This is a genomic window from Streptomyces sp. NPDC002793 (genome assembly GCF_040295485.1).
Lineage (GTDB): Bacteria > Actinomycetota > Actinomycetes > Streptomycetales > Streptomycetaceae > Streptomyces.
The window spans coordinates 34,052-60,256 of record NZ_JBEOVL010000042.1; the positions used below are offsets into that span (position 1 = coordinate 34,052).

The 26,205-nt window shown below is 69.8% G+C and carries 25 protein-coding genes and 2 pseudogenes; 20 read left to right on the top strand and 7 right to left on the bottom strand.

Translation table 11 applies throughout. The annotated features are described in order from the left end of the window. Window positions 1-49: 49 nt before the first annotated feature. The 3 genes and pseudogenes from ABT001_RS29525 to ABT001_RS29535 form a co-directional block, all read right to left on the bottom strand. A pseudogene (locus ABT001_RS29525) lies at window positions 50-1,236 on the bottom strand (dihydrofolate reductase family protein). Between the two features lie 29 nt (window positions 1,237-1,265). Then, window positions 1,266-2,339: an NsdA family TPR-like regulatory protein gene (locus tag ABT001_RS29530; protein WP_351283751.1), complete on the bottom strand. Its 1,074-nt coding sequence runs from the start codon at window positions 2,337-2,339 to the stop codon at window positions 1,266-1,268. Between the two features lie 135 nt (window positions 2,340-2,474). Next, window positions 2,475-2,693: pseudogene (locus ABT001_RS29535) on the bottom strand (helix-turn-helix domain-containing protein); the annotation flags it as partial. A gap of 290 nt (window positions 2,694-2,983) precedes the next feature. Here ABT001_RS29535 and ABT001_RS29540 point away from each other — a divergent pair. The 10 genes from ABT001_RS29540 (at window position 2,984) to ABT001_RS29585 (ending at window position 13,807) form a co-directional block, all read left to right on the top strand. Then, a complete protein-coding gene (locus ABT001_RS29540; protein WP_351283699.1) occupies window positions 2,984-3,592 on the top strand; it encodes a hypothetical protein in 609 nt (202 codons plus the stop codon). Window positions 3,593-3,893: 301 nt separating this feature from the next. Then, the gene (locus ABT001_RS29545; RefSeq protein ID WP_351283702.1) at window positions 3,894-4,055 is read left to right on the top strand and encodes a DUF6302 family protein; all 162 of its coding nucleotides are present in this window, start codon (window positions 3,894-3,896) and stop codon (window positions 4,053-4,055) included. A gap of 44 nt (window positions 4,056-4,099) precedes the next feature. Then, entirely contained in the window at window positions 4,100-4,303 is a 204-nt protein-coding gene (locus ABT001_RS29550) for a DUF5999 family protein (RefSeq protein WP_037830893.1), read from the top strand. Continuing rightward, window positions 4,300-4,953, top strand: a complete 654-nt coding sequence (locus tag ABT001_RS29555; RefSeq protein WP_351283704.1) for a hypothetical protein — start codon at window positions 4,300-4,302, stop codon at window positions 4,951-4,953. Before ABT001_RS29550 ends, ABT001_RS29555 begins: the two co-directional genes overlap by 4 nt. Window positions 4,954-5,141: 188 nt before the next feature. Continuing rightward, the gene (locus ABT001_RS29560; protein ID WP_028444064.1) at window positions 5,142-5,321 is read left to right on the top strand and encodes an FxLD family lanthipeptide; all 180 of its coding nucleotides are present in this window, start codon (window positions 5,142-5,144) and stop codon (window positions 5,319-5,321) included. Between the two features lie 110 nt (window positions 5,322-5,431). After that, entirely contained in the window at window positions 5,432-8,527 is a 3,096-nt protein-coding gene (locus ABT001_RS29565) for a lantibiotic dehydratase (RefSeq protein WP_351283707.1), read from the top strand. Next, on the top strand, window positions 8,524-9,789 hold the full coding sequence (locus ABT001_RS29570; RefSeq protein WP_351283709.1) for a lanthionine synthetase C family protein: 1,266 nt from the start codon (window positions 8,524-8,526) through the stop codon (window positions 9,787-9,789). Before ABT001_RS29565 ends, ABT001_RS29570 begins: the two co-directional genes overlap by 4 nt. A 22-nt stretch (window positions 9,790-9,811) precedes the next feature. Next, window positions 9,812-11,881 carry a methyltransferase, FxLD system gene (fxlM, locus tag ABT001_RS29575; RefSeq protein WP_351283712.1) on the top strand — a complete coding sequence of 690 codons (2,070 nt, stop codon included), beginning with the start codon at window positions 9,812-9,814 and terminating at the stop codon, window positions 11,879-11,881. Between the two features lie 90 nt (window positions 11,882-11,971). Then, window positions 11,972-13,102, top strand: coding sequence for a hypothetical protein (locus ABT001_RS29580; protein ID WP_351283714.1), 1,131 nt, complete (start codon window positions 11,972-11,974; stop codon window positions 13,100-13,102). 195 nt (window positions 13,103-13,297) lie between these two features. Continuing rightward, on the top strand, window positions 13,298-13,807 hold the full coding sequence (locus ABT001_RS29585) for a P-loop NTPase family protein (protein WP_351283717.1): 510 nt from the start codon (window positions 13,298-13,300) through the stop codon (window positions 13,805-13,807). Between the two features lie 184 nt (window positions 13,808-13,991). On the opposite strand, the gene ABT001_RS29590 is transcribed toward ABT001_RS29585, so the two are convergent. The 3 genes from ABT001_RS29590 to ABT001_RS29600 are packed head-to-tail and all read right to left on the bottom strand — an operon-like array spanning window position 13,992 to window position 16,805. Beyond that, entirely contained in the window at window positions 13,992-15,170 is a 1,179-nt protein-coding gene (locus tag ABT001_RS29590; protein ID WP_351283719.1) for a cytochrome P450 family protein, read from the bottom strand. Between the two features lie 4 nt (window positions 15,171-15,174). After that, entirely contained in the window at window positions 15,175-16,359 is a 1,185-nt protein-coding gene (locus tag ABT001_RS29595; RefSeq protein WP_351283722.1) for an MAB_1171c family putative transporter, read from the bottom strand. After that, window positions 16,356-16,805, bottom strand: coding sequence for a regulator component (locus ABT001_RS29600; RefSeq protein ID WP_238441908.1), 450 nt, complete (start codon window positions 16,803-16,805; stop codon window positions 16,356-16,358). The genes ABT001_RS29595 and ABT001_RS29600 overlap by 4 nt, the downstream gene beginning before the upstream one ends. A gap of 440 nt (window positions 16,806-17,245) precedes the next feature. Here ABT001_RS29600 and ABT001_RS29605 point away from each other — a divergent pair, with 440 nt between their 5' ends. Beyond that, window positions 17,246-18,091: a helix-turn-helix domain-containing protein gene (locus ABT001_RS29605; RefSeq protein WP_351283725.1), complete on the top strand. Its 846-nt coding sequence runs from the start codon at window positions 17,246-17,248 to the stop codon at window positions 18,089-18,091. 42 nt (window positions 18,092-18,133) lie between these two features. Here ABT001_RS29605 and ABT001_RS29610 read toward each other — a convergent pair whose 3' ends face one another. Further along, a complete protein-coding gene (locus tag ABT001_RS29610) occupies window positions 18,134-18,580 on the bottom strand; it encodes a Secondary metabolite protein (protein ID WP_190874915.1) in 447 nt (148 codons plus the stop codon). Between the two features lie 426 nt (window positions 18,581-19,006). Between ABT001_RS29610 and ABT001_RS29615 the strand changes: the two genes are divergently transcribed. From ABT001_RS29615 to ABT001_RS29655, 9 genes are all read left to right on the top strand, one after another. Further along, entirely contained in the window at window positions 19,007-19,333 is a 327-nt protein-coding gene (locus tag ABT001_RS29615) for a transcriptional regulator (RefSeq protein ID WP_351283728.1), read from the top strand. A gap of 1 nt (window position 19,334) precedes the next feature. Then, on the top strand, window positions 19,335-20,354 hold the full coding sequence (locus ABT001_RS29620; RefSeq protein WP_351283730.1) for a hypothetical protein: 1,020 nt from the start codon (window positions 19,335-19,337) through the stop codon (window positions 20,352-20,354). After that, window positions 20,354-21,061: an ATP-binding protein gene (locus ABT001_RS29625; protein WP_351283733.1), complete on the top strand. Its 708-nt coding sequence runs from the start codon at window positions 20,354-20,356 to the stop codon at window positions 21,059-21,061. The genes ABT001_RS29620 and ABT001_RS29625 overlap by 1 nt, the downstream gene beginning before the upstream one ends. A gap of 117 nt (window positions 21,062-21,178) precedes the next feature. Further along, window positions 21,179-21,745: a WhiB family transcriptional regulator gene (locus ABT001_RS29630; protein WP_351283735.1), complete on the top strand. Its 567-nt coding sequence runs from the start codon at window positions 21,179-21,181 to the stop codon at window positions 21,743-21,745. Next, window positions 21,742-22,809 (top strand): DUF2637 domain-containing protein, encoded by a 1,068-nt coding sequence (locus ABT001_RS29635; RefSeq protein ID WP_351283738.1) that lies wholly within the window; start codon window positions 21,742-21,744, stop codon window positions 22,807-22,809. Before ABT001_RS29630 ends, ABT001_RS29635 begins: the two co-directional genes overlap by 4 nt. A 102-nt stretch (window positions 22,810-22,911) precedes the next feature. Next, window positions 22,912-23,136 carry a hypothetical protein gene (locus ABT001_RS29640; RefSeq protein ID WP_003972986.1) on the top strand — a complete coding sequence of 75 codons (225 nt, stop codon included), beginning with the start codon at window positions 22,912-22,914 and terminating at the stop codon, window positions 23,134-23,136. Between the two features lie 14 nt (window positions 23,137-23,150). Beyond that, the gene (locus tag ABT001_RS29645) at window positions 23,151-23,798 is read left to right on the top strand and encodes a plasmid mobilization protein (protein ID WP_502967545.1); all 648 of its coding nucleotides are present in this window, start codon (window positions 23,151-23,153) and stop codon (window positions 23,796-23,798) included. Next, window positions 23,798-25,558: a relaxase/mobilization nuclease domain-containing protein gene (locus ABT001_RS29650; protein WP_351283744.1), complete on the top strand. Its 1,761-nt coding sequence runs from the start codon at window positions 23,798-23,800 to the stop codon at window positions 25,556-25,558. The genes ABT001_RS29645 and ABT001_RS29650 overlap by 1 nt, the downstream gene beginning before the upstream one ends. Before the next feature lie 105 nt (window positions 25,559-25,663). Continuing rightward, a complete protein-coding gene (locus ABT001_RS29655; protein WP_351283746.1) occupies window positions 25,664-26,068 on the top strand; it encodes a hypothetical protein in 405 nt (134 codons plus the stop codon). Window positions 26,069-26,205: the final 137 nt, after the last annotated feature.

Here is a 26,205-nt window from a genome sequence, read left to right on the forward strand (position 1 = left end):
CGTCAAAGCAGATCAAGTCCAGACCCTGGAGGTTCCCTGAATCCGAGGATCAGAGGAGGTGCCGGTTCGGCGCCTGTGCTGCGTTTGCGTACTCAGGCAGTGCAAGAACTGTGACGCCGGCGTCTTCGAGGGTCTCGGTGCCATCGGCGCCGACGACGAACGTATCGGGTTCGCTCCATGCGGTGACGACGCGGCGGAGGCCCACGTCGCGGATGAGCTGGGCGCAGGGGCGAGGTCGGGATGCCCGTCTGGCGCAGGGCTCCAGGGAGCTGTAGATCGTCGCGGTGGCGAGCCGGGCGTCCTCGGCGGGGAGCTTGGCGAGGGCCCCTTCCTCGGCATGGTCGTGGGGGTCGCTCTCACGGGAGTAGCCGCGGGCGAGTTCGGTCCCGTCGGCCGCGACGACGACTGCCCCCACGCTGAAGGCGGTTTCCGAAGGTGGGCAGAGCGCGGCCAGCTCACAGGCGAGGATGAGCCAGTTCCGGTCTGCAGTGTTGGGCTTGCGGCCGGTGCCGGGGGCGCCGGCTGAAGAGGTGGCGTTCATCGGGGCTCCGTCGAGGTGTCCTTAGGGGCGTACGTCAGGAGTACCACGTCGCCGATCTGGCGGGTCTCCAGGAGCCGGAGGCGGGCGGCGGGGCCGCCGGGGTAGCTGGCGGGGCCGAGCATCCTTACCGCATCGGACTGGCCGACCAGGAGGGGGGCGATGACGAGTTGGAGTTCGTCGGCAAGAGCTGCCTCGAGGAGCTGTGTGTGGACGGTGCCGCCGCCTTCGACCATGAGCCGCTTGATGGCGTATTCGTCGCCGAGGATGTCGAGCGCGGCCGGCCATACGGCCTCGGCGGGGACGCTCTGAATGGTAGCCAGGTCACCGAGGTTGGCGCGAGCTTTCGCGGTGGCCTCATGGCCCACGGCCAGGACGAGCTTGTCTCCGCCGTGGTGCCAGAACTTCCAGCCGGGATCAAGGTTGCCCGTTCCTGTGATGGTGACCTTCAGCGGGTACTCCGGCTCACCGGCGGCGACCCGGGACGCCCTGCGTTCCGCCGAGTTGACGAGGAGGCGGGGGTTGTCGGCGCGGAGTGTGCCGGCGCCGACAAGGATCGCGTCGACACTGGCTCGTACGGAGTCGACGCGCTCGAAGTCCTGCTTGTTGGAGAGCAGGAGTCGGTCCTCGCCCGGGCGGGTGTCGAGGTGGCCGTCGATCGATACAGCTGCGGACAGCAGGACGTACGGGCGGGGCACGGTATCTCCAGGCGGTGTGCGCGGGTGAGTCAGGCGGGATGAAGAACGATGCGGTCGAGTGAGGCGCGGAACTCGGCGACGCCGTCCTCGCCGGTTGCGGGGGCCAGTGCCTGGTCGAGCCGGTCGAGCTGTCCGAAGATGCGGGCAGATCCGGTCTCGGCTGCGATCCCGACGGCCTGCCCACCGATTCGGGCAGCGAGGGTCACGTTGCCTGTGCCCGCATGGGCACGTGCAGCGCGAGCTAGGTAGACACCGCGGTCCCGGCGATATGCGGACGGGAGCACTGCGAGGGCGCTGTCAAAGCCTGCCGCGGCCTGCTCATACTCGCCGAGTGTGGCGAGGGAGCGAGCTCGGGCGGTGCTGACGTACGCCGCATCGAGCCAGGAACCCCAGACACCGTCGGAGCCCGCGCGCCCGAGAAGAGCAAGCGCGGTGTCGTAGGCCCTGTGGGCTTCGCTGCCTTCACCGAGTACGGCACGCGCGTGGGCCTCGTGCAGAACGGCGATGACTTCGAGGCGGCTCCCGGGTCGGGCGGTGCGTCGGGCGGCTGCGGCGAGGCCGAGAGCGTCGGCAGGATGACCGGTGTCGACAGCCAGCTGTGCCTTACGGCCGAGGATGTACGCGGTGAGATCGGTGTCGCCGGTGATGTGGGAAGCGTCCAGTGCCTTCGCGGTGTGGCCGTGGGCGGTGCGCTCGTCGCCGATGTCCTGGGCGAACCAGCCTGCCAGCTCTTCGTATCGCGTCTCCAAGGCGAGAAGCTCGATGGCGTCGGTGCCACGAGCGGATCGACGTCTTGTGGCAAGGGAGACGAGGTGTTGTTGCAGGGCGGGCAACACGTGCCGGGGGCCGATGAGGTTGTCGGTCTGGATCATGACCCGGCGGAGTTGCGCGAAGTGCTCGAAGGGAGACCCCATGTCGGCGAGTTCGGTGGCAGCCGCCGACGTCGCGGCCGGCATGGCTGTCGCAGCCAGGCCGGCGATCCCTGAGGCGAGAACAACGCGGCGGGGCACGGGCACGAAGAGGATCCTTCCGTGGATGCGGGCGGGGACGACGACCGTGTCCGTGTCGTCTCCAAGCGAGCCTGCCCGCACGACCGCGTTCATGGCCAGGGTCTCCGGGGCGCTGGCCCCATGACCCCGTGTACTGGCCCCATGAGTCGCTGTCCCGGCTCTGGACACCGGGACAGAGCAATCCTGGGGGGCCTCGCGCTCCGCGCTGTCCCAGCCACGAACCAATGCACCGGCTGCATCGAGGATGTCGTCGAGAGTGATGGCCGCATGTTTCGGGACGGGACGTTCAGCGCGCTCGAAGCGCCCGAGATGTGAACGGTCGATCAACGCCCTGCGAGCCAGAGCCTGCTGCGACAACAGACGGGCCTCGCGGAACTGGCGTAGCTCGTAACCCCAGCGGTGCCATGGGCCGGCGTCCGGAGTCAGCTCGTTCGGCTGCTGCCCCACGCTTCCTCCTCCACCGTGGACTTTCGTTCACCCGCGCTCGATGTCAGCGACAGGGGCGGCTCTCCATGGGGCCTGCGGAGCCAGCGTGTGAGGCTCCATCTAGGGCCTGCCCACCGGGGTTCCGTACCGCTTTCATCGTCGGTACGAGCTGATCACACGGTATCCGAACGGCGCCTGGCACGGACCTGATTCACGTCAGTAGCGAACGTAGTGGTCGGTCGGACCGAACGCATTGCGCAACCGTCGGATGAGCCCTGCGCGGGCTGAGCGCGATCTAGGGGAAGGCGACCATGAAGACACGTAGAAGCCGGGGCGACATGATCGCCGTCTCCAGTCCACGGATCAGCCTGATGGGATCCCGGGACCGAACGGACACCGACACTGCTCGAACCCAGGAGTGGTACCGCAAACCCGCCCCGCTGGAGCGTCCGGCGCGCAGCGGCGAGCTCATCCGGCTCCGTCAGCAGTTCCGTCGCGAGGCGACCGAAAGGTGCGACCGCCGCTCCGGTGATCGCCGTCTCCGGGTGTTGGCGTACAGCTTGGTGCTTAGCAGGAGTGCCAGCCCGGATGAGGACTGGAACACCCTCCAGACCGAGGCTGAGCAACGTGGCTACGCAATGGGAGCGAGGTTTCACGACGTAGCCGTTCCCGTGACCACGACGTGCCTCCCCGGCTCGGGTGCCGGCTGTGGCGTCTACACGCCGCCCTGGAAGCGCCCTGGCTGGGGGGAGGTCGAGCGACTGATCCGAGGCGGCTTCGCGGACGGCGTGATCGTCCTCGACCGGCACAACATCAGCTCCGATGACGACGAGTATCGCGCTGTGATCAAGGAGCTGGGTGAGCGGTACCAGGCATTCATTCACCTCGTGATCCCCGAGGAGCTGTCCGGTCCGACTTGAAGGCGACCGTTGCGGTGGATGGATGCGAAGGGCTGGGGCTGGAGACAGGCCAGCGCTCAGGTTCTCCTCGTCGTCACCGTGTTCGCAGTGCTCGTCACCGTCTACCAATCCGCCTGATCGGAGGGCCGTTTTGACGTTCGAGGGATACGCCAACCAGGCAACACATTTCCTGCCGCTCCGTGAGGTGGGACTCGACCTTTGCATCGTGCCTGCAGGTGACCCGCAAGGCGCGGCATGACCGCGATTAAAGAGACCTGCGCGTGCAGTGGTCGTCTCACCCGGATCCCTGCTTCGTTGTCGAGTGGGGGGAGAGAGACCACTCACGCTCGAGGGCGACCGCACTGCCACCACCCTGGGGCGCTTCTACGGCTACAGCGAAGCAGCCATAGCGGCCTTCATGGGGCGGTGCCACAAGTCCCCCTCTTCGGCCGTGCCCGAACCGTGTTCCCCCACGGCACCGTAGCTGGCCGAAGAGGGCCCAACTTCCCACCCGAGAGGACGAGCACCATGTGTGCGCACAACCCGCCGTGCCCCACGGCCATGGCTCCCGACAGGGAGGCCGCGCGCCCCGTCGCGCACCGCCCTGAGCAGGGCTGGAGCCTGCTGTGCAACGGAGTGCTTGTCTTCGAGGACACCGGAGAACTCCTCCCCGACGGCCGTATCGTCGCCCCCCACCGGCCGCTCGCGCTCACGGTCGGAAGCGCGGCATGACGATCACCGCAGCCGACCTGGTCGTTCCGTACATCACCGCCCGTGAAGGCGAAGAGGCGGACTCCCTCCTCAACCTGAACATACGCATCGGTCCTGACCGGCGCCCGCGGCTCGGGTACAAGGACGAGGCAGGGCCCGACCGAGATCTCCGCGGCGTGCTGTGGGCCCGGTACTCCATGTCACTCGGCTTCGCGGGACAGCCCACCGGGAACCCGAGGTGGCGGCTGGTGCACCCGCTCCGCCAGCGCATCACGATGGCGCTCCTGCGCTGCCAGGTGTGCACGGTCCCGCTGAAGCGTAGCGACGGCATCCTCTTCGTAGAGACGGCCGACGACGGCGACGACTACACCGGGCCGGTGAAGACCGCGCAGCCGCCGGTGTGTCTGGAGCACGCCCGGATGGCGGCCCGGCGGTGCCCCCGGCTCAGGAGCCAGGGCCACGTCGCCCTGCTGGCCACGCGGTTCCCGCTCTACGGCGTCATCGGCACCCCGTACCAGTACACCGCCGACGGCATCCAGCCCCTCGCCGCCTCGGACGCTCCCCTGCCCTACAACCATCCCCAGATCGACTGGTTCCTCGCCTCTCAGCTCGTACGCGAACTGCGGGACTACGAGGTCGTCAGCCTGGACGATCTTGTGCCCGCCGCATAGACGGCTGCTCGACGGTCCTGGCCAAAGGACCGGACCGTCGAGCAGCACCCCAGAGCTTCCCGGCCCGACCATCGGACCGGGATGGCCAGAACCTGAACCCATGGCGTAGCCCCGTCGCTACGCCACGGTCCTCAGTGCGCTGGCAAGCACCACCTGTCCTACACACCAACGAATCACCTGGAGTTGTTATGACGCGAATCGTCACCAAGAGCACCACCCAGGTCCAGGAGCCGACGGCCGGCGGCCAGTCGGACGGGTTCGACCTGAACGTCTCCCTCCTGGAGGTGTCCGACGCGGCCGGGCTGACCGTCCTGACCGACGACGGGTGCGGCAGCTCCTGCGGCGCCTGCGTCACCTTCACCGACTGACCCTGACCGTCTGAACCCGGTCATCAGGTCATGAACCGCGGTCGGTGCTGTCGCGCTACTTGGCGCGTCGGCTCCGACCGCCCCTCCAGACGCACGAAGGGACACGTCACGTGGCAATACCCCCAGTGTTCAAGGCGGGCACGACCGCCCTGGTGCGCGCAGCCGCTCGACCGTCGGTGACCCAGCTTCCCCTACCGGACTTCGACGACCGGTCCTTCCGAGCCGAGGAGTTGGAGGAGGTCACCACCGGACGCCTCGCCTGGATTCGCAGCATCTGGCACGACCCGGGCATCGCACAGGCCCTCCGCCATGCCAGCCCGGTTCTCGCCGCCGAAGTCGAGGTCCTGGAGAGTGCTAACTCCCCTTCTACCCGCGAAGTCCGCCGCGTTGGAGTGTCGGTGGCGCGCTACCTCCTGCGCGCGCTGCACCGGCCCACACCGTTCGGACTGTTCGCCGGAGTCACCACGGCCACCTTCGACGCCGAGCCCCACTCCCGCTGGGGCCAGAACCACGTGGTCGTGGCCCGCGCCGGTGCGGAGTGGGTGGGGAGGCTGATCGAGCAGTTAGAAAGGAGCGGAGAGCTGCTGCCGCTCCTGTCGGTCGTCGTCAATAACACCACCTTCGAACGCGACGGCAGTCTCGTCGTCCCCTACCAGGACGACGGGCCGACTGGTCAGCGGCGAGCGGTCGAGGCGTCCGTCGAGCTGTCGGCGCCGGTCCGGCTTATCCTCCGCGCGGCTGACGCGCCGATCCGGATCGGGGAACTCGCCGAGAAGCTGATGGCCGAGTTCCCGGCCGTGGCCCCGGAGCGCGTCAAGCGGCTCCTCGCCGGCCTGGTGCGGCGGCGCGTGCTGATCACCAACCTCCACGCGCCGGCGACCGAGACCGACGCGCTCGGTCACCTCGTCACCCAGCTCGACGCGGTCCGTGCCGAGGACATTCGTCTCCTGGCACCCGTCGTCCAAGAGCTGCGCGCCGTCCACGCCGGGCTGGAGCAGTGCGGCACCACAGAGGGCCGGGACGCCGTAGCGACCCGGATGCACGATCTGGTGCCGGGCCTCCGCCGTCACCCGCTCGCCCTGGACCTGTGCCTGGACGCCACCGTGGTGCTCCCCGATCTGGTCGCCCGCGAGGTCGAGCGCGCCGCCACGATCCTCACCCGTCTCTGCGCCCGCCCGTACGGTACCGAGCCGTGGAACGAGTACCACCAGCGGTTCTACGAGCGGTTCGGCGTCGGCACCATGGTGCCGCTTATGGAAGTTGTCGCAGACAGCGGCGTCGGCTACCCGGACGGGTACCCGGGCAGGCCGACCGGCGAAGGCCGCCGGCGCCTGTCGCCGCGGGACGACGTGCTGCTCCGCCTCGCCCAGGCCGCGGCGCTCGACGGCCGCGACGAGGTCGTACTGACCGACGAGATCGTGGCCGCCCTGGACCGAGGCCCGCAGGAGCCGCGGATACCGTCCCACTTGGAGGTGGGCGTGCGGCTGCACGCGGCCAGCCTCGCCGAAGTCCGCCGTGGGCGGTTCACCGTGGAGTTGACCAGCGTGTCACGCGGAGCCGGGGTTACCGTCGGACGCTTCCTTAGCGTCCTCCCGGCCACACAACGCGAGTGCCTGCGCGCGGAGTTGGCTGACCTGCCCACGGCTGACGAGGGCACGGTGGCGGCGCAGCTTTCCTTCCCCGCGCTGCTGCCCGACACCGCCCACGTCACCCGAACCCCGCGCGTGCTGCCGCTGGTGATCAGCCTGCAGGAGCACCGCGCCCCCGATGCCGCGGTGCTCACGCCGGCTGATCTGGCGGTGGCGTGCGACGGGCGCCGGATGTACCTGGCGGCTCCGGGCCGCGGGTTGCGCGTCGAGGCCGTCGGCATGCATGCACTGAACCTTGCCGAGCACACCCCGCCCCTGGCGCGGTTGATCACCGAGGTGTCCCGGGCGCAGAACGCCCAGGTCACCCGGTTCGACTGGGGCGCCGCCGTAGCAATGCCGTTCCTCCCCCGCCTGCGGTACGGCCGCATCGTGCTGGTCGCGGCCCGCTGGCGGCTGGAGGCTGGCGACCTCCCCGACCGCCACCGCCCCGGCGCGGACTGGGACGCGGCGCTGTCCCGCTGGCGGGAGCGCAGGCGCCTGCCGCAGCACCTGCACCTCGTCCAGGACGACCGGCGCCTGCCGCTCGACCTCGATGAGCCCGGCCACCGGAGCCTGCTGCGCCAGCACCTCGACCGCGCCGGTACGGCGCTGCTGACGGAAGCCGCTCCTCCCGGGGCGGACGGCTGGAGCGGGGGCCGGGCCCACGAGATCGCGGTCCCCTTCAAAGCGGTCCGGCCTCCGGCCTGGCCTGCGCTTCCCACGCCGACCACCGCCCGCGCGCTGTCCCCAGCCCAGATCCAGACCCCGGCCGCCTCCCCGGTGCTCCTCGTAGCCCTGTACGGCGACCCGCGGCGTCAAGACACCCTGCTGACTCGGCACGTGCCCGACCTGATGGGGCGCCTCGGCTCTCCTCGCTGGTGGTACGTCCGATTCCGCGACCCCCAGCAGCACCTTCGCCTGCGGATCGCACTGCCGGACCCGGAGGACTTCGCCGACACCACCCACACGGTCAGCGCCTGGGCCGACGAGCTGCGGACCGCTGGGCTGCTGGCGGACCTGCGCTACCCCACCTCCTACCGCGAGACGGGCCGGTGGGGCTCCGGACCGGCATGGGACGCGGCCGAGGCCGTGTTCCGCGCGGACTCCCTGGCCACGGTGGCGCAGCTCGCCCAGCCCGTCCGGCCCGCGCAGCGCACGCTCGTGGCCGCGCACTTCTTCGCCATCGCCTCCGCCCTCCTCGGCAGCCCGGACGCCGGCGCGCGCTGGCTGATCGACCACATCGAGCCGACCGCGCCGAACCCGGTACCCCGCTCGCAGTTCACCGACGCCGTGCGGCTGGCAGACCCGCGCGGTGACTGGGCGGCCCTGCGGTCAGCGCCCGGCGGCGCCGCGATCGTGGACGCCTGGGCCGAGCGCACCGCTGCGCTCGCCGCGTACGGGCCGTACCTGTCCGGCCCGCACGCCGACGGCATTGCCGTGGACGGCGTGCTGACCTCCCTACTGCACGTCCACTTCGTGCGGCATGTCGCGGTGGACTTCTCCGAGGAAGAGGTCTGCCTGTATCTGGCCCGCGCCGCCGCTCTGGCCTTCACCGCCCGTGCCGGGAGGCGACCGTGACCCACACCGCAGCCGCGGTGGCCGCCGCCGTCGCCGACCGGCTCGCCCACCCCGACCAGGCGCCGGCGGCGGTCACCGCCGAGGACAACCGGCAGCACCTCGCCTACGGCCCGACCGGCATCGCTCTGCTGCACATCGAGCGCGCCGCGGCCGGGCTCGCCCCCTGGCAGCGCGCCCACGACTGGCTGTCCGCCGCGGCCCGCGAACCCTTCACCAGCGGCCCAGACAGCCACCCCTTCTACGGCGCCCCGGCGCTCGCCCATGCCGTGGCGTGCGCAGCCGACCAGCTTCCGGACTCCTACCGGCGTGGCCTTGATGTGCTGGACCGGCAGGTGACGGCAGACGTCCGGCGGCGCCTTGACGCCGCGCACCGCCGGGTCGAAGCCGGGCAGCTTCCGGCACTCGCCGAGTTCGACGCCATCCGGGGCTTGAGCGGGTACGGCGCCTACCTGCTGCGCCGCGACCCTGCGGGCCCGGTGACCCGGGCCGTTCTCGACTACTGCGTGCGCCTGACCGACCCGGTCACCGACAGCGGCGAACGCCTGCCGGGCTGGTGGGTACCGACCGGGCCGTCCGGCAGGCCGGACGACCGCTTCCCCGGTGGGCACGCCAACCACGGCATGGCGCACGGCGTCGGCGCGGTCCTCGCGCTGCTGGCGCTTGCCGCCCGCCGCGGCACCACCGTCACCGGCCACCATCAGGCGATGCACACCATCCTTGCCTGGCTGGAGCAGTGGAAGGCGCCCACCGGGCGCGGCACGGCTTGGCCGTACTGGATCAGCCGCGAGGAACTGCGCAGCGGCCGGCCCGCGGCCGCGGCACCACGGCGGCCGAGCTGGTGCTACGGCACTGCGGGCCTTGCCCGCGCACAGCAGCTCGCCGCGCTCGCCCTTGGCGACAGCGGCCTTCAGTCCGAGTCCGAGGCCGTTTTGCTGAACGCGCTGAGCGACCGCGCGCAGCTTCGCGCCACCACGGACAGCGGCCTGTGCCACGGCTTCGCCGGTCTCGTCCACGTCGCGGCACGCGTTGCCGCCGACGCAGACCGTGCCACCGCCGGTCAGCTCCGCGCCACCGTCCCTGCCCTTCTCGCCGTGCTGGTCCCGCCCGGCACCGACCCGTACGACGCCGCCGCCCTGCTGCTGAAGGACGCGGCGGGCCCCGGGCTCCTCGACGGTGCCGCCGGAACCGCGCTGGGACTGATCACCGCGGCCAGCGCGGAGCCGCCCCGCACCTCCTGGGACGCCTGCCTGCTCACCGCCTGAATCCGACCCGAAGGACTTCGCAATGCGCTCCGATCGCTGGCAGCAGCACAACATCACCTTCCCCGACCGGGACACCGGACGGCGCGCCGTCACCGAACACCTCGCCCCCGTTCTGCTCGCCGCCGAGGCCGACGGGCAGCTCAGCGGCTGGTGGTTCATGAACAAGCAGCCCTGGCGCCTGCGATACGTCGCCGACCAGCCGTCACCGACCGTGCTGACTCTGCTGGACGAGTGGGTGGCGGACGGCAAGGCGCAGTCCTGCACGACCGGGATCTACGAGCCGGAGACCGAGGCGTTCGGCGGGGCGGACGCCATGACGGCCGCGCACGCCCTCTTCCACGAGGACAGCCGCCACCTCCTCACCCACCCCGTCCACAACGAGCACCTGGGGCGACGCGAGACCGCCATCCTGCTGATGAGCAGCATGATGCGCGCCGCGAACCTCGACTGGTTCGAGCAAGGCGACGTGTGGGCGAAGGTCTCCGCACTGCGCCCCGGCACCGGCACGCCTGCGTCCATGCGCCTGACCTCCGCGATGCGGACCCTGATGACCACCGAGGCCCGCAGCCTGTGCCGCGAGCACGGGCCGCTGGACGGCCACGCCGACTGGGTCGCCGCCTTCGAGCGCGTCGGCACCACGCTCGCCTACCTCGCCGCCCAGGGCGACCTGACCCGCGGACTGCGCGCCATCATCGCGCACCACGCCATCTTCCACGCCAACCGTGCCGGTCTGCCGTCCGCCGACCAGCACACCCTGTTCCACATCGCACGAGAGGCAATCATGGGTTCGAGTGAAAACACCGCGTCAGCAACAGAATCAGGCTCCGCGGCCCATAGCGTCAGCACGGTGAACACCGACACACTCACCGCCCCCGAGGCCAACGCCGAACAGCTCCGCAACGCCCTGGTCGACCAGATCAAGGCCGACGGCCACGCCCGCACCCCCGCGGTTGAAGCCGCCCTGCGCGCCGTGCCCCGGCACCTGTTCGTCCCCGACACCCCGCTGGCCGACGCCTACGACAACAGCCCGGTCAACGTGAAGTACGACCCCGAGGGCACCTCGATCTCCTGCGCCTCCCAGCCGGCCGTCGTCGCCCTCATGCTGGACCAGCTCGAAGCCCAGCCGGGCGAGCGCATCCTCGAACTCGGCGCCGGCACCGGCTACAACGCCGCCCTGATCGGCCACCTCGTCGGCCCGAGCGGACACGTCACCACCATCGACGTCGATGACGACCTGGTCGAAGGCGCCCGAGCCCACCTCGCCGCCGCCGGAGCCACCAACGTCGACGCCCTGACGCGCGACGGCGCCCTCGGCCACGCCGAAGGCGCCCCGTACGACCGGATCATCGCCACCGTCGGCGCGCACGGCATCCCCCACGCCTGGCTCGACCAACTCGCCGAAGGCGGCCGACTCGTCACCCCGCAGCGGCTCACGGGCAGCGTCTCGCGCTCCATCATCTACGTGAAGCGCGACGGCCGGTGGCAGTCGGTCGGCTCGGAGATGAACACCTTCATGCCGCTGCGCCGGGGCATCGCCGACGACGACCGCCGCGCCGTGCCGCTCAGCACGGACGGCGCCGTGCGCCTCCAGGCCCCGGCCGGACTGACGCTCGACGCCGACGCCCTTGCCGGTGTCCTTGACCAGCCGCGCGTCGAGGAGTGGACCGGGATGACGGTCCGCGCCGGGGAGTCCCCGGAGTGGATGGAGCTGTTCGTCTCCTGCGTCCTGCCATCCGGGCTGATCCGGATGCTCTTCCCCCAGACCGCCAAGGGCACGTTGCTTACCGAGGACCCCTACCCCTCGGCCACGGCCGCCGTCGAGAAGGGCGCCCTCACCTACCTCGCGCGGCGTCCCTCGGAGCAGAAGACCCCCGAGGGCGCCAAGCTCTGGGAGTTCGGCGTCATCGGCCACGGCCCCGGGAGCGATGAGCTGGCCGCCAAGGTCGCCGACGCGGTCCGCACCTGGGACCGCGAGTACCGCGGCCGGGACGCCGCCTTCGAGATCCTGCCGCTCGATGCGCCCGCGGACGAGCAGCCCGGTGTCTTCGTCCTCGACACCCCGCTGAACCGCGTCCGCGTCACCTGGCAGTAGCTGATCCGCCTGCGTGGTGCCCGCCGACCGGCCGGCGGGCACTACGCGGCCCTTCCCCGCTCCTCGTCGTCTTCATCCCCGGGGGACCTCATGGACCTGAACGGACCCATAGCCCAGCGCTTTCCGCTCATCTATCGATTCCGACCCGCGTGCCTGCCCCTGCCCCGGCGCGTGCACGGCTTGGCCGAACTCGCCGACGCCGCAGCCGCAAAGGCTGACCAGGGTCTCGCCTCGGCCGTCTACAACCAGGCCGCCCTCATCGCCTCCGACCTCGGGCTGCCCGACCTCGCGCGGAAGATGTGCCACCAGCACGCCGCCGCCTACCTCCACGCCACCCCCCTGCCCGGCATGACCGCGATCCGCGCCCTCGAACCCGTGGTGAACCTCGCCCGCCTCCAGATCCGCGCGGGCGCCGCCGACGACGGGCGTCACCGTCTGCTGCACCTCTTCGACGCCGTCACCAACGGCACCAGCGCTCAGTTCGAGGGAGTTCACGTCCCGGCCGACGTCACCCTCACCGACACCGACCGCCACGAGGTGCGCACCTGGCTGTGGAAGGTCGTTCTGGCCGACGGCACCCGCACCTTGACCACGGCCGGCCGCTGGGCGGAAGCGCTGGCTTACATCAAGGAGCACCGGGGCATCGGGCAGCGCATGCTGGATGGCCGCCAGGTCGCCGTCCTGGCCGCGCTCAGCCACACCCCCAACGACGCCGCAGCGCTCGTCAGCATGACCACACCCGGAGAGCGCTGGGAGAACGCCGTCACCGGCTGCCTCGACGTGATGTGCAAAAAGGCCCTTCGCGGCCCGGCCGTACCCCTCCTCGACACACTGGTCGAGGACTACGTCGAGCACCAACCCGACCAGGGCATGACCGTCTTCGACACGCGCCTCGGCCTGACGATCCTGGACCTGCTGGAGCCGCACCAGGAAGACGCAGCGCACCGGATGGTTGCAGAGCTCCACTGCCGGGCCGCCGCGGCGACCGACGGCTACGCCGCCCGTGAGTGCCTGGCCGACCACCGGTTCACCAGTCTCGCCGAGCCGCGCCAGGTCGAGGCGGCCCAACGGCTTGTCCATGCATGCGCGCTGGGGAGCGGCAGCCTCCCCGAGCCCTGGCTCGCAAGGATGACAGAGGCATTGCAGGGCAGCGACGAGGTGATCCGTGCCAGCGTCGAACACTCTCACCCTCAGCAGGAAGGGACTGGCGCACAGGGTTGAGGTGTAACGCTTGGGCAGCCAGAGCAGCCCACCCTGCACGGCGTCGAGCACCAGGGGAGCCAGGGCGAGTGGCGACGCTCATCGTCGGTAGAGGGCTCTCTGAGCGCCGAACTGAACAGGCAGGGGAGAGGCCAGACACAGCACGGCCCGCGAGTTGGCTCGCCGATCACCTCAACCTCTCTACGCTGGAGCACCATGAGGAAGGTCGCCATCGTCGGCTGCGGAGGCAGTGGCAAGTCCCACGTGGCCCGCGAGCTGGGCAGGGTCCTCGACGCCCCGGTGACGCACCTCGACGCCGCGTTCTACGACGACGAGTGGAACGCGTTGCCCAGGAACAAGTTCACCGACGTGCAGCGCGAGCTGGTCTCGCAGCCGCGGTGGGTGATCGACGGCAACTACAACTCGACGCTGCAGGTAAGGCTCGAAGCCTGCGACACGGTGGTCCTGATGGACGTGTCGACCGTGGCGGCCCTGTACGGGATCTTCTCCCGGCAGCTCCGGCACGGGGCCGGGCACAAGGGCAACGGAGTGCACAACCGCATCCACTGGGGCGTGATCAAGTACGTCGCCACGTACCGGCGCAAGATGCGACCCCGCGTGATGGCGAAGATCGAGGAGTTCGGCGCCGGCGCCGACGTGGTGTTGCTGGCCAACCGGCGCCAAACGCGCCGCTGGTTGCGGAAGGTGGCCGTCGAGCAGTCCTGACCGGCTCGCGCCCCCTGTCTGGGGGCGCGGGATGAACGAGCCCAATCCGTTTGTCGCGGACGATGGCATAGCGGTGGGGACTCCAGAAGATTTGGCGCGAGCCAGCATCCTGCTCGCCTCGAGGCAGAAACATGACTTCCGCGCGCACGGCGAGCAGACGGTCTGCTGAGGGCTTGGCGAGCGGCTACACCAGGACAGGGAGCGACGCGAGCCCGCGAACGAGACGGGTGTGCCGCCACGCCAGTCGATCAGACGGAACGGCAAGTCGAACCTCGGGGAACCGCGTCAGGATTATCCGAAGGGCGATCTCAGCCTCGGCCTTGGCGAGAGGAGCGCCGACGCAGCGGTGGATGCCGTGGCCGAAGCTGAGATGGGCAGCGGTGTCTCGCTCCAGGTCGAGAATGTCCGGCGAGGGGAACCGTTTCGGGTCCCGGTTGGCTGCTCCGAGAGCGACCAGCACCGGTACACCGGCCGGGATGTCCGTGCCGCCGAGCCTGACCGCTTCGGTGGTGAAGCGGAATGTGGCTGTACTGACAGGGGACTCGAACCGAAGCAGCTCGTCGAGCACAGCAGGGACGTCGTCTGGATTCTCCTGAAGACGATGCAGCTGTGCCGGGTGCTGAAGCAGCGCCAGGACGGCGTTGCCGAGGAAGTTGGTGGTGGTCTCGTGCCCGGCTACGAGCAGCAGCACCGCGAGAGAGACCAGTTCCTCCTCGCTCAGGTGATCGTCTCCGTCGCGAGCCGAGATGAGCCGGTCAAGCAAAGAGGTACCGGGGGCCAGGCGCTTGGCGGCGATAAGGCTGGTCATGTAATCGGCCATCGAATGCGAGGCCGCGTCGACGACGTCAGGTCTTCCCGCCGCGAACAGTTCTGCGGACCACCGCTGGATGTCGGACCGGTCTCCCTCCGGTACTCCGAGTAGCTCGCAGATCACCAGGACCGGTAGGGGGACCGCGAGGCCGGCCACGAAGTCGAACTGCTCGCCGACGGGCCACTGATCCAGCAGCTCCTCGGTGACCTGGGCAATGAAGGGACGGAGCTTCGTGACGGCTCCGGTCGTGAACGCCTTGGTTACCAGCTTGCGCAGACGGGTGTGCTGCGGTGGGTCGCTGGCGAGCATGGTGTGAGCCACCGCAGGGTGTAGCCGACGCTGTGTGCCCTTACCGGCGAAGAATGCGGCTGTGTCCTTCGACAGCCGAGCGTCGCCGAGGGCTTCCCGGGCTTCCGCGTAGCCGGTGACGAGGTAACTGGTACGCCCGCCGGAGCCCGCGGGCACGGGCTGTACCGGACACGTGGACCGCATAGCCGCGTACGTGGGGTAGGGGTCCTGGGTAAAGCGGGGGTCCTGCGTCGGGTCGGTCATGCTCTCAGGCTCCAACCAGTTCTGGTCGGCCATCGTCTCTGACACGCCCGACACGGTTGACGTAAGCGTCAGCTACCAGAAGGAGCCACTCCGTGGCTGCCCGCAGATCCTTCCGGGAGGCGGCACCCGCGGCTGGCGGGGCGACGTCGTCGGCGACGCGGCCTGTCTTCAAGCCGGCCAGCGCCGCCTTCACGACAGCCGCCTCGACTGCCGCAGCACGTTCCTCTGTCCCAGTGCCGAAAGCGTCCTGGGCCGCCTCCTGTACTGCACGGGGTCGGAACGCCCGAAGGGCGAGGCTGCCGTCGCTGATCTCTATGACCCGCCGCTGGAGCAGGAAGTCCGAGTCATTCGAAGAGTCCTGGGCATCGTCTGCGGCGGTCAGGACGATCTCGGGCATCGCAGCTGAGAGGTCCTGCCAGAGGGAGTCAAGCGCCTCGAAAGACTGCGCCTCCCATCGGCGGCGGCGGGCCTGGCTGAGCGGGTAGACCACAGCAGGCAGAGTGAGGCCGAGGCAGATCAGGAGGACGGCGAGCGCTGGCGAGGTCACGCTGAAGACGCACGGCATGGTCACGAGTGACGAGCATTCCGGGTGGGCGGGTATGAGGTGGAGACCCAGACCCAGATCGAGGAGCCGCGTCAGCTTGTACGCCGTGTAGACGAGCGCGGATCCGCAGCCAACCGCTGCCAACCGGAGACCGATTCGTACGCTGCTGCGGCGCGTTGACTTCGACTGGCGCACGACTTGCACCAGGAAGTCGACGACGGCGAAGCTCAGGTAGGAGATGTACAGGAGCAGGTAGAGCGCGTACGCCTGCGGAGAGCGGTGGGCCATCTGCTCGTAGGCGAACAGGATGGTCATGCCGAAGGCCGACCCAGCGAGGAGGAAGAGGCGCAGTCGGATCCGGCGCTGTGCCTCTGCGGGCTCGAGGTTGAGCTGGAAGGAGACGGCCAGGACTGCCGTGGCGGCTGCCACCGAGGCGCAGTTGCTCAGCAACCGGGCGACGTGCGGTACTGCCGTCTCGGTAGCGTCCTCGAACAGCGGTGCGTAGGAGGCGAAGGCCAAGGCGAACGAGGCGAGGAGCGCACCCATGGCCCACGTCCCGGTCGGACGTGGCGTGCCTCGCCCGAGCACCCAGTAGCCGGAAGCCGCAGCGAGCAGGGAGGCCATGCCGAGGAAGACGGTGTTCATCGTGAGCGGAACCGCCGCTTCCTGATGGGCTGGGCAAAGAGTGCGTCCCAGCTGTCCGGCCCCTTCTTCGGCCGCAGAGAGGGAGATTCACGCTCGCGGTAGATGCGCTGGCGGATGACCGTCGCCATCATCTCCGCTTCCCGTTCGTCGGCCGTCGAGTAGCTCGTGCGCCCGGACATGCGCGTCACCAGCGTGGGGTTCACACCGAGGATGCGGGCCATGTCCGTGTCGACCTCCAGACTCCCCGGGTGGTCGTAGTACACGTGGCACAGCTCGTGAGTCAGGATGTGTCTCTGGTGGTGGATAGACGTACCTTCCTCGTAGTAAAGGAGGTCGACCGTCGGGGTTTCGATCCTTATCCCACATGGCGCGTCGACTGCGCCGAGCGTATTCAGCGGCGCCATGACGATCGGCTTGCCGCGGAGATCTGCTATCGCGTCACGCAAATCACGCGTGCTGAAGCGGTGTGGCAGGGACAGTAGATCAACCTGCTCCTCACATGATGTGCGAAGTCGGCTCTCGTCGATTTCTGGCAAAGGCACGCAAGTCCCCCTCCTCGGTTTCGGCGGTGCGCCAACTCGCTAGTGAGTAACAGCGATGAGGATGCCAAGCGGAAGGCGGAACTCACACTTCCGGGAACCGAGAGTTCCGGTTACGAAGGGTGATCGTGAGGAGCGCTGGAGCTGTGGATGGCGAGTTTCCCGAGCGTGGTCCGAGCTGGATTGTGCTCGCTATCTCGGGGTGGAGGGTGCGACGTCGCGAGTAATTGAAGGATCGACTACCCGTTATGTCTGACTACGCTGAATGACTGACTCATGATCATTCGTCAGGCATTTGATGCAGGTTGTGGTGTACGTCACTCAATAGCGGCCCCTAGTCTCGCGTCATGGATTCTCGGGGCGGGCGGGGTGAAGGTGGTGAACCCGTCGGCGAGTCCCTGCCTGAGCTGTTACGGGCGTGGCGTAGACGGGCGAATCCTCGACGAATCCCGGGCTTGGTGTCTACGGGGCGCCGGGGTGACGGACTCACGCAGCGTGACGTGGCACGCCTGACGGGAGTCAGTGAGCGTTGGTATCGCGAGCTGGAGCGCGGTAATGAAGCCCAGTACTCGTCCGACTTCCTCGATCGGATCTCATCGGTGCTCGGGCTGAGCCCCGCCGAGCGTCGCGCGCTGTACTTGAGAGCCGTCGGCCGCCCTCCAGCGCTTGCTGTTGTGCCGGAGGCGGGCAGGGCTGCGGAAGTGGACGAGTTTCTACTCCAGCGGTTTTTGGACGGTCAGACTCCCAATCCGGCCTTCGCGACGGACCTCGCGTGGAACGTGATCGGCTATAACGGTCCGCTGGTGGATTGGTTCCCCTGGGTCACTTACCGGGCCAATCAGATGAGATGGGCGCTTCTGGACCCGGAGGCCCGCGAGCAACTCGTGAACTGGGAGGAGGACTGGGCGCGCCCATTTCTTGGGCAGATTCGCTATGAGCGCGCGCATCACCCGGAGAACGGGGCGCTGCGGCAACTGGAGCGCGACATTCTCGTGGAATCTCCGGCCGCACGGGAGATGTGGGAGCGTCGCGAGATGGCCGAGCATTCCCACGGTGACTTCCGCCGGCTCAGGCTTCCGTACCACCAGGGGCGGGAGGTCGCGATCCGCATCGTCGCATTGCGGCCGATGCGTAGTGATCACCTTCGGGTGGTCGTGCTGATGGAAGTCGGCGAAGGCGGTGCCGGCTCCTGAGCGCCAGGAGGGGGCATGCTCCGGAATGAAACGGAGATGTCCTCACTCGTCGTCGAGCAGCCCTGATTCGTCCGCCTCGTCCGGCATGCCCTCAAGTCGACGGGCTTGGTCGATCACGGTGTTCAGCATGTTCAGGCTGGACGCGCTGAGTCCGTTAGCGCGCAAGGCGACCCGGCGCACCCCCTGGTCGAGCATGGCGGCAACCACCTGGATCTCCGCGCGCTGCCGCTCGGCCTCCGCCTCGTCGAAGAAGTAGCCCGCACTCACCCCGAAGAACCCGGCCAGAGCCCGGATGGTCTGCATCTTCGGGTTCGTGTTGGTCCCGGTTCGAAGTTGCTGGATGGCGCTTGCGGAGATGGCCACGCCTGATGTGTCGCGGATGCCCTGAGACACCTCCGCGTACGTGTACGGGCTGCGCCCCTTCGGGTGCACCTCCCGGAACAAGTAGTCGAGCAGCTCCGCAAAGGTGCGCTCGTTCCTCTCGGTCATCTCCAGCCCTTCGTCATGCCCACCATCGTATCCACTTCAGTGGTGATCATGACCAGGGCGCCATGCGTATCGACATTGCAGTTGACGGAAGCGCGCAACTGCGGTGTACGTTGGCGCTTGGAGTCATCCAGTGCAGTGTTCAGTGCCTGGTCAGGGCATGTGGAGAGGCTGGACTTGTGTCAGGGCTCGCCATATGGTCCTGGTCCGCGCAAATGAATCACCGGTCAGGGTGAGCCAGGAGGGGAGGGGTGATGTACGCACACGGGCCATGAGCCCGCAGGGGCGAAGGAGACCGGCGCCCGGGAGCTACCAACTCCCGAGGCGTCGGGCCGACAACCCCGAGGGGCATCGATTCACATCTCGCGGGCGGCGGGGCTTTTGCACGAGAACCGCCGCACCGCGTTCCTACGAACAACGGAGTATCACATGCTCGCCACGCCGAGCGTCAACCCAGCCTGCCCGGATCCCCAACGACAGTGCCGCCTCGCTGCTCAGCTCGCAGAGATGATCCCGGGCGCGGCCACCATCCGAGTCAGCCTCACCGACCCGAGCCGGGGGTGGCCCCACCCGAGTGCCGCTATCCGGGACGAGGGCGGGAAGGCCCTCGAGGTGAGTCGGACGACGGCGACGGTCGCCGCCCGCTGGATCCTGCGGGTCTGGCCGGAGGTGGACTGGACCCGGCCGCACACCTTCGACATCCAGCGCGCCGCCCTCACTTGCAGCGACCTGGTCGCCGCTGGTCGGAGCCGCTGACATGGCCCGGATACGCACCATCAAGCCAGAGGCGTTCTTCTCCGAGTCGCTCGCCGAAGTGAGCGTCGAGGCCGAGCGGACCTTCTTCGGCCTTCTCACCCAGGCCGACGACCACGGACGGCACCGCGACAACGCCGCGATCATCGCTGGGCTCCTGTGGCCCCTGCGCGCCGAGCACACCTCGGTCCACGTCGAGGACGATCTCCACCAGCTCGCGAGCGCCGGCCTGATCTGCCGGTACACCGGCTGCGACGGCCGCCGCTACCTCCACATCGTGACCTGGTCCGAGCACCAGAAGATCGACAAGCCGAGTCAGTCCCGCCTGCCCTCGTGCCCGCAGCACCAGGCTGCCGGCCGGTGCGGCCCCTGCAAGGGCAACTGCACAAAGCAGACCGGGGGCTCGCCCACCGCTCCCGGAGGACTCGCCGAGACCTCGCCGAACGCGCCCCGACCCCTCGATCTGCCCGCCCAGGCCACCTCGACGTCTCCCGGGCACGCGATTATGTCCCCGGCCGACCGGCAGGCAGCCACCGATCACCTGGTCGACGTCCCTGGCGGCTCCCGATCGGAAACCCCAGGTCAGGAGGCGTTCTCCGACGACTCCTCGAACCTTCCCCGAGGCCTGCCCGAAGGCTCGGCGCCTGGATCTAGGATCTTGGATCCTGGATCTCTTGTGCCTACGGGGCGCACAGCGCCCGCAGCCGGCATCTCCGCCAAGGACCTCGTCGGCGAGTACGTAGCCGGGTGCGACCAGCGCCCCCCGAGCGACGTGATCGGGCACCTCGGACGGATCATCAAGAAGCTCTTGGACGAGGGCATCGCTCCGGTGCACATCCGGGCCGGGCTGGCGAATTTCACCGCCAACCCCAAGCACCCGAGCGTCCTGACCAGCATGGTCAACGAGGCGATGAACGCTCGCCCCGGAGGTTTGGCGCGGCCGGGAATCCGGCCTAACGTGCCCGCCCACCAGGCGTGGACCAACCCGGCCAACGCTTCCGCCGCCTACGCCGAGGAGCTGTGATGCACACCCGTCGCCGCGAACCGCAGCTCCTCGGCAACGAAGGCACCCTGGAGCGCATGGCCCGGATCCTGGCCGCCCGCAACATCGACCCGTCCGACGCCGCCGCGCTCCCGGACGACCCCGAGCCGTTCTCCCCGCTCGACGCCCTCCTGGCCGGGATGCCCCCGCGCTACCAGTCGGCGGTCGCCGACCACCCGATGGTCCTGGACTGGGTCCGTAAGGTCACCGAGGCGGCCGTCGCCCCCAGCCGGGGAGCCCGGCGGCAGGTCATCACCGGGCCCAGCCTCCTGATGGCCGGAGTCGTCGGCGCGGGCAAGACACACCAGGCGTACGGCGCGGTCCGAGCGCTCGTAGAGAGCGGGGTCGGCGTGCGCTGGCGCGCGACCACCGCCGCCGACCTCTACGCCGATCTCCGCCCCCGGCCCGGGGTCGACAGCGAGCGGGAGCTGGCGGCCGTCAGCCGCTGCCCGCTGCTGATCATTGACGACCTCGGCGCGGCCAAGGCCAGCGAGTGGGTCGAGGAAGTGACGTACCGGCTGATCAACCGGCGGTACAACTACGAACTCCCCACGCTGATCACGACCAACCTGGCGATCAAGGACCTGCGCTCGTACCTCGGGGATCGCGTCGCCAGCAGGCTCGCGCAAATGACCGCCCGAGTCGAGTTCGAGGCCGTCGACCGCAGACGCCACAGCGCCGCCGCCTGACTCCCCACAGGCCACCCCGCCGGACCGCGCCCCCGCAGCGCCGTCCGAGGGGGGCCTACCGCCAGCGCACCTCTCCGCCGACGCCCCTGCGCGCGGAGAGCGATCGGAGCACCCCGCATGACCAGCACGATGAACGGCCCCGCCCACCACCGTCAGCTCGGCGACCAGACCTGGCAGGCCGATGCCATCTGCCAGAGCACCGAGTACAACCCGGTGGACCCCGAAGTCTTCTTCCCCGAACCCGACGAGACCGCCAAGATTGCCACGGCCAAGGCCCTGTGCGGCCAGTGCCCGGTCCGCCGCACCTGCCTGGACGCCGCTCTCGAAGGGGGTGACACCGACGGGATCCGTGGCGGCCTGACGGAAGAGGAACGCGGGCCGCTGCACGACAAGCTCGTCAGCCGCCTCGACTACAGCCGCGTCAACGCCACCATCGCCGGGCGCGACGTGCACCTCACACATACGGAGCGCCGCGCGGTCGAGTACGCGGCCTACCGCCACGGGGTGAGCGAGCAGCGCCTGGCCTGGCTTCTGAAGGTCACCGAGGAGCACGCCAAGAAGCGATACCGCGAGATCCGCCGGGCCGAGCGCAACCGAACCCTGAACCAGCCCAAGACGAACACCCCACCCACCGAGACCAGCGGCGAGCGCCTGGTCCGCGACGACTTCGGGACGGCGGCATGAACATCGCGAGCGCGCCGAAGACGGCGCACATATCCGGGTGGGACCGCGCGGCTGTCGTGGCCCTCGGTGGCGCGGGATGCGCCCTGTCGTACGACGCCCTGCAGCAGATGGCCGTCGCCATCCACATCCGAGGCTTCCTCACCTACCTGTTCCCCCTGGTGATCGACGGTTTCATCGCCTACGGCATCCGAGCCCTCCTGGTCCTGCGGGACGCACCGCTGCGCGCCCGGCTCTACGTCTGGGCCCTCTTCGGCACGGCCACCGCCGCCAGCATCTGGGCGAACGCGCTCCACGCGGTCCGCATCAACCAGGACACGGTCGCCGGCACCGGCCTCCGGCTCGGCGACGCGGTGGTCGCGGTGCTCTCCACCATCGCCCCGCTGGCCTTGGCCGGAGCGGTCCACCTCTACATCCTCATCGCCCGGGGCCCGGTCACGGACGCTGACCGACAGAACCTCGGTGAGCCCGGTCGCCTCGGTCAGACTGACCGGGGCGAGGCCATCGAGGTCACCCGGACCGACCGGGCCGGGCAGCAGCGGTCAGCGGTCGGTCAGGTCGAGCCCGGTCAGTCGGTCACCGCTCTGACCGACCGGCTGCCGCTGTCCCCGACCAACGAGGACACCGCCACCCGGTCAGTGACCGGAGACTCGACCCCGGCGGCCAGCGGCCAGTCGGTCACCGACCACCCCAACCGGAGCCACGGTGCCCCTGACCTGCCGGGACAGGTGGACAAGGGGCGGACGGGCACTGACCGCCCCGACGGCGCTGCCCCGGTCGGTGACGGCCAGAGCAGCCTGGCGGCGGTCAGTGCCCCGCCGGTCACCTCGCCGCCGGTCACTGACCGGGCTGCTCAGCCGACTGGTGACCGGCGTCCTGACCCGGACACCGAGGAGCTGCTGAAGATCGCCCGGTCGGCGGTCAGGGCCGAGGACAAACTCACCCGCAAGGTGGTCGCCCAGGCGATCCGAGGTCAACAGATCCCGCTGTCCAGCGACACCCTGACCGCCCTGATGGCCCAGCTGCGCGAGCAGCACCGCCAGCCGGTCACCTCCTCCCGGCCCTGACCGAACCTCCACGGAGTGGGTGACCGAGTCGGTCACCCCGGACGGTCACCCGCTCCGCACGTCTCCGAGACATCCCGCCACAGCAGAAGCGGAGAGCACCCGATGCGCACTCACCCGGCCACGCCCGCCGAAGTCGACTCCTGGCTGACAGTCCTGCACCAGCACGGACACCTCCACCGCGCCCAGTCCGGCCCCGACACCACCTGGATCGTGCAACGCGAGCAGCACGACCGGCCCTGGACCCTGCACCACCCCGTCCTGGCCATGGACTGGATCGAGGAACTCGTCCGCGAGATCCAGCAACAGGACCCGGAGACGAGCCGGTGAACACCAACGACCCGGTGGCCACTTCCGCTGGACAGCAGCGTGACCCCACCACGGCTCCTGGCGGAGCAAGCTATCGCGTACGACGGTCCTACGGCCCGTCGTACGCACTTGCCCCCGCCCGAGAGGGCGGGGGAAGCCCGGCTGGTCCCCGAGCGAGGGCGCTCGGGGACCAGCCGGGCAACCGGCACCAGGGGGCGCCGGTCACCGGGGGAGAAGCAGACGACCCTGCCCACCCCGAGCAGCCGAGCCCGAGCACGCCCGCCTTCCCCGAACGCACCCCGCGCCGCCGCAGCCGCAACCCGAGCGAGCGAGCCCGCAAGACGACCACCCGCCTCTCCGACACCGAGCAATCCGAGATCACCGACGCCGCCACCCAGCGCGGCGTCACCGTCGCCCGCTTCCTCGCCACCGCCGGCCTGAGCGCCGCCCGCGGACACGCCGTCGTGCACAGCAACGACCAGCTCGACGCCGCCATCGACGAACTCGCCGCACTGCGCACCGCGCTGGCCCGGATCGGCAACAACATCAACCAGATCGCCTTCGTCTTCAACAGCGGTGGCCACCCGCGCGCCGGTGAACTCGAACACGCGCTGGGCGCGCTGACCGGACTTCTCGCCCGCGTCGATGACGCGGCGAACGACCTAGTGACCCGGCGGCTGTGATGGTTCCCGACATAGGGCGCGGCTCCCGCACCCACGGCCTCCTCGTCTACCTGTATGGCCCCGGACGGCGCGAGGAGCACATCGACGCGCACCTCGTCGGCTCCTGGGACGGCTTCGCCCCCGACCCCGGCCTCGACCCCGACCCGAAGGTCACCCTCGCCCGGCTCACCGCCGCCCTGGACCTGCGGGTCAAGCAGGCCGGCGACCGCGCGCCCGCCAAGCACGTCTGGCACTGTTCGGTCCGCACCGCCCCCGGGGACCGGCGGCTGGACGACGAGGAGTGGAACGCCGTCGCCCAGCGCATCGTCCAGGCCACCGGCGTCGCCCCGGCCGGAGACCCCGACGGCTGCCGGTGGATCGCCGTCCGCCACGCGGAGGACCACATCCACATCGTCGCCACCCTCGTACGCGGCGACCTGCGCAACCCGCGCCTGAACTACGACTTCAACAAGGCCCAGGCCGAATGCCGCCGCATCGAGAAGGAGATGGGCCTGCGGCGCCTGAACGCCGGAGACGGCACCGCAGCGAAGAATCCCAGCAGCGCCGAGAAGTTCAAGGCCGAGCGCACCGGCCGCCCGGAGACCTCGCGCGAGACGCTCCGTGAGGCCGTTCGTCGAGCCGTGGCGGGAGCGGATTCGGAAGAGGAGTTCTTCACGCGACTCCGAGAGGCGGGGGTGCGGGTGAAGCTGCGACACGCTCCGTCCGGTGACGCGCTCGGCTACAACGTGGCCCTGCCCGGCGACCGCAACCGCGACGGGGCCCCGGTCTGGTACCCCGGGTCCAAACTGGGCCCCGACCTCTCCCTTCCGAAGATCCGTCTGCGCCTCACCGACGGTGCCGGGGAGCCGAGCGCGCCCGCGGTCGCCGCTGACCGGACTAACTGGTCACCGCCCGCCCGTCAACGACGCAACGCGGTCGTCATCGCCGAGCGCTCAGCCACGCTCCTGGAACGCGACGAGGACGGCCAGGCCGCCGCCCAGCTCGTCGGCGTCGGAGAACTCCTCGACGCGGTGGCCCAGACCTCACCGGCCACCACCCGCGCCGAGCTGACCGCCGCAGCTCGCGCCTTCGAGCGGGCGACCCGCAGCCACGTCCGCGCCGAACGCGCCGACACCCGAGCCCTCCGCTCAGCCGCCCGAGGCATCGTCCAGGCCGGCGGTGCGCTCGGCCGAGGCGAAGACGGCGGCACCACCGCCATGCTCGTCTCCACCCTCGTCCTCGTCGCCCTCGCCGCCGCCCGCTGGCACTCCGCACGCGGACACGCCCAGCAGGCCCACGCCTCCCGACAAGCCGCCGCGCACCTGCGCACCGCCTACCGGCAGGCCGCCGCCACCCCGATGCGCGTGCTGCACGACCAGGGCCGAGCCCTTCCAGAAGCCCAGCGCCGCACGCACGAAGCCACTCTTCGCGCCGTCCTGCCGGAGAAGGTCGTACGGGCAGGAGGCACGGAAGCGAGGACCGACGCCTTGATCGCCACCCTCGCCCAGGCCGAGCGGGCAGGCCACGACTCCGAAGCCCTCCTGCGCCAGGCCATCGACATGCGCGAACTCGACAGCGCCGAGGACGTAAACGACGTCCTGGTCTGGCGTCTGCGGCGCATTGCCCAGCTCCCGGCACACCCGGGCGAAGGTGCCCGTCGTCCGCAGGCCGCCACCCGTCAGGCCACCAAGCCGAGCAGCCGCACCAGCGAACGGAACGCGACGGCAGCCGCACCACTCGGGACAGTTCAAGACCCCAACCGCCGCTCGCCGGGTCGCTGACCAGGTCGAACCGGCAGTCGACCACCGACCGAGCGGACGCCGCGAAATGTATGGACAGCCGGTCTACCGGCTGTTACGGATGAGGACAGGACCGACAACCGGGAGATGACGCTCGTGCTCAGAACCACCACCCGCACCACGGAGCCGGCACCCGCGCTGCCCGTCCTCCCCACTGGTACCGATCCCCTGCTGCAGCTCCAGGCCGAGACCCGGCCCGCCGACGGACCCGGGGCGATTCGCTGCGTCGGCCACTCACGCGAACTCGCTCTCGGCGGCATTCCCGCGATGTGCTCCGCCTGCCGTGCCCGACGCGACTGGCTGCTCATCAACCATGGGCGCAACGTCTGGGTCCGCTGCCGGTGTGGCAACCAGTGGCTCGAGCCCGAGATCAGCCGCGCCGACTTCGACGCCCTGGTCGGCGGCCCGCACGGGACGACCTACCCGAGTGTCGAGGCGGGCCTGGCCGCGCTCGGGTTCGACGGCATATTCGCCGGCATCTACCTGGAGTAGGCGAGCACAAGGCGGAACGCCGAGGGGGAGCCACCAGTACATCGGATGCTGTTGGCGAATGCCCCTTCGTCGTGACGTCGGCCTGATCCATCTCGTTGGTGGGTCAGGCCGACGTTGTGTTTGGGGTGGGCAGATGT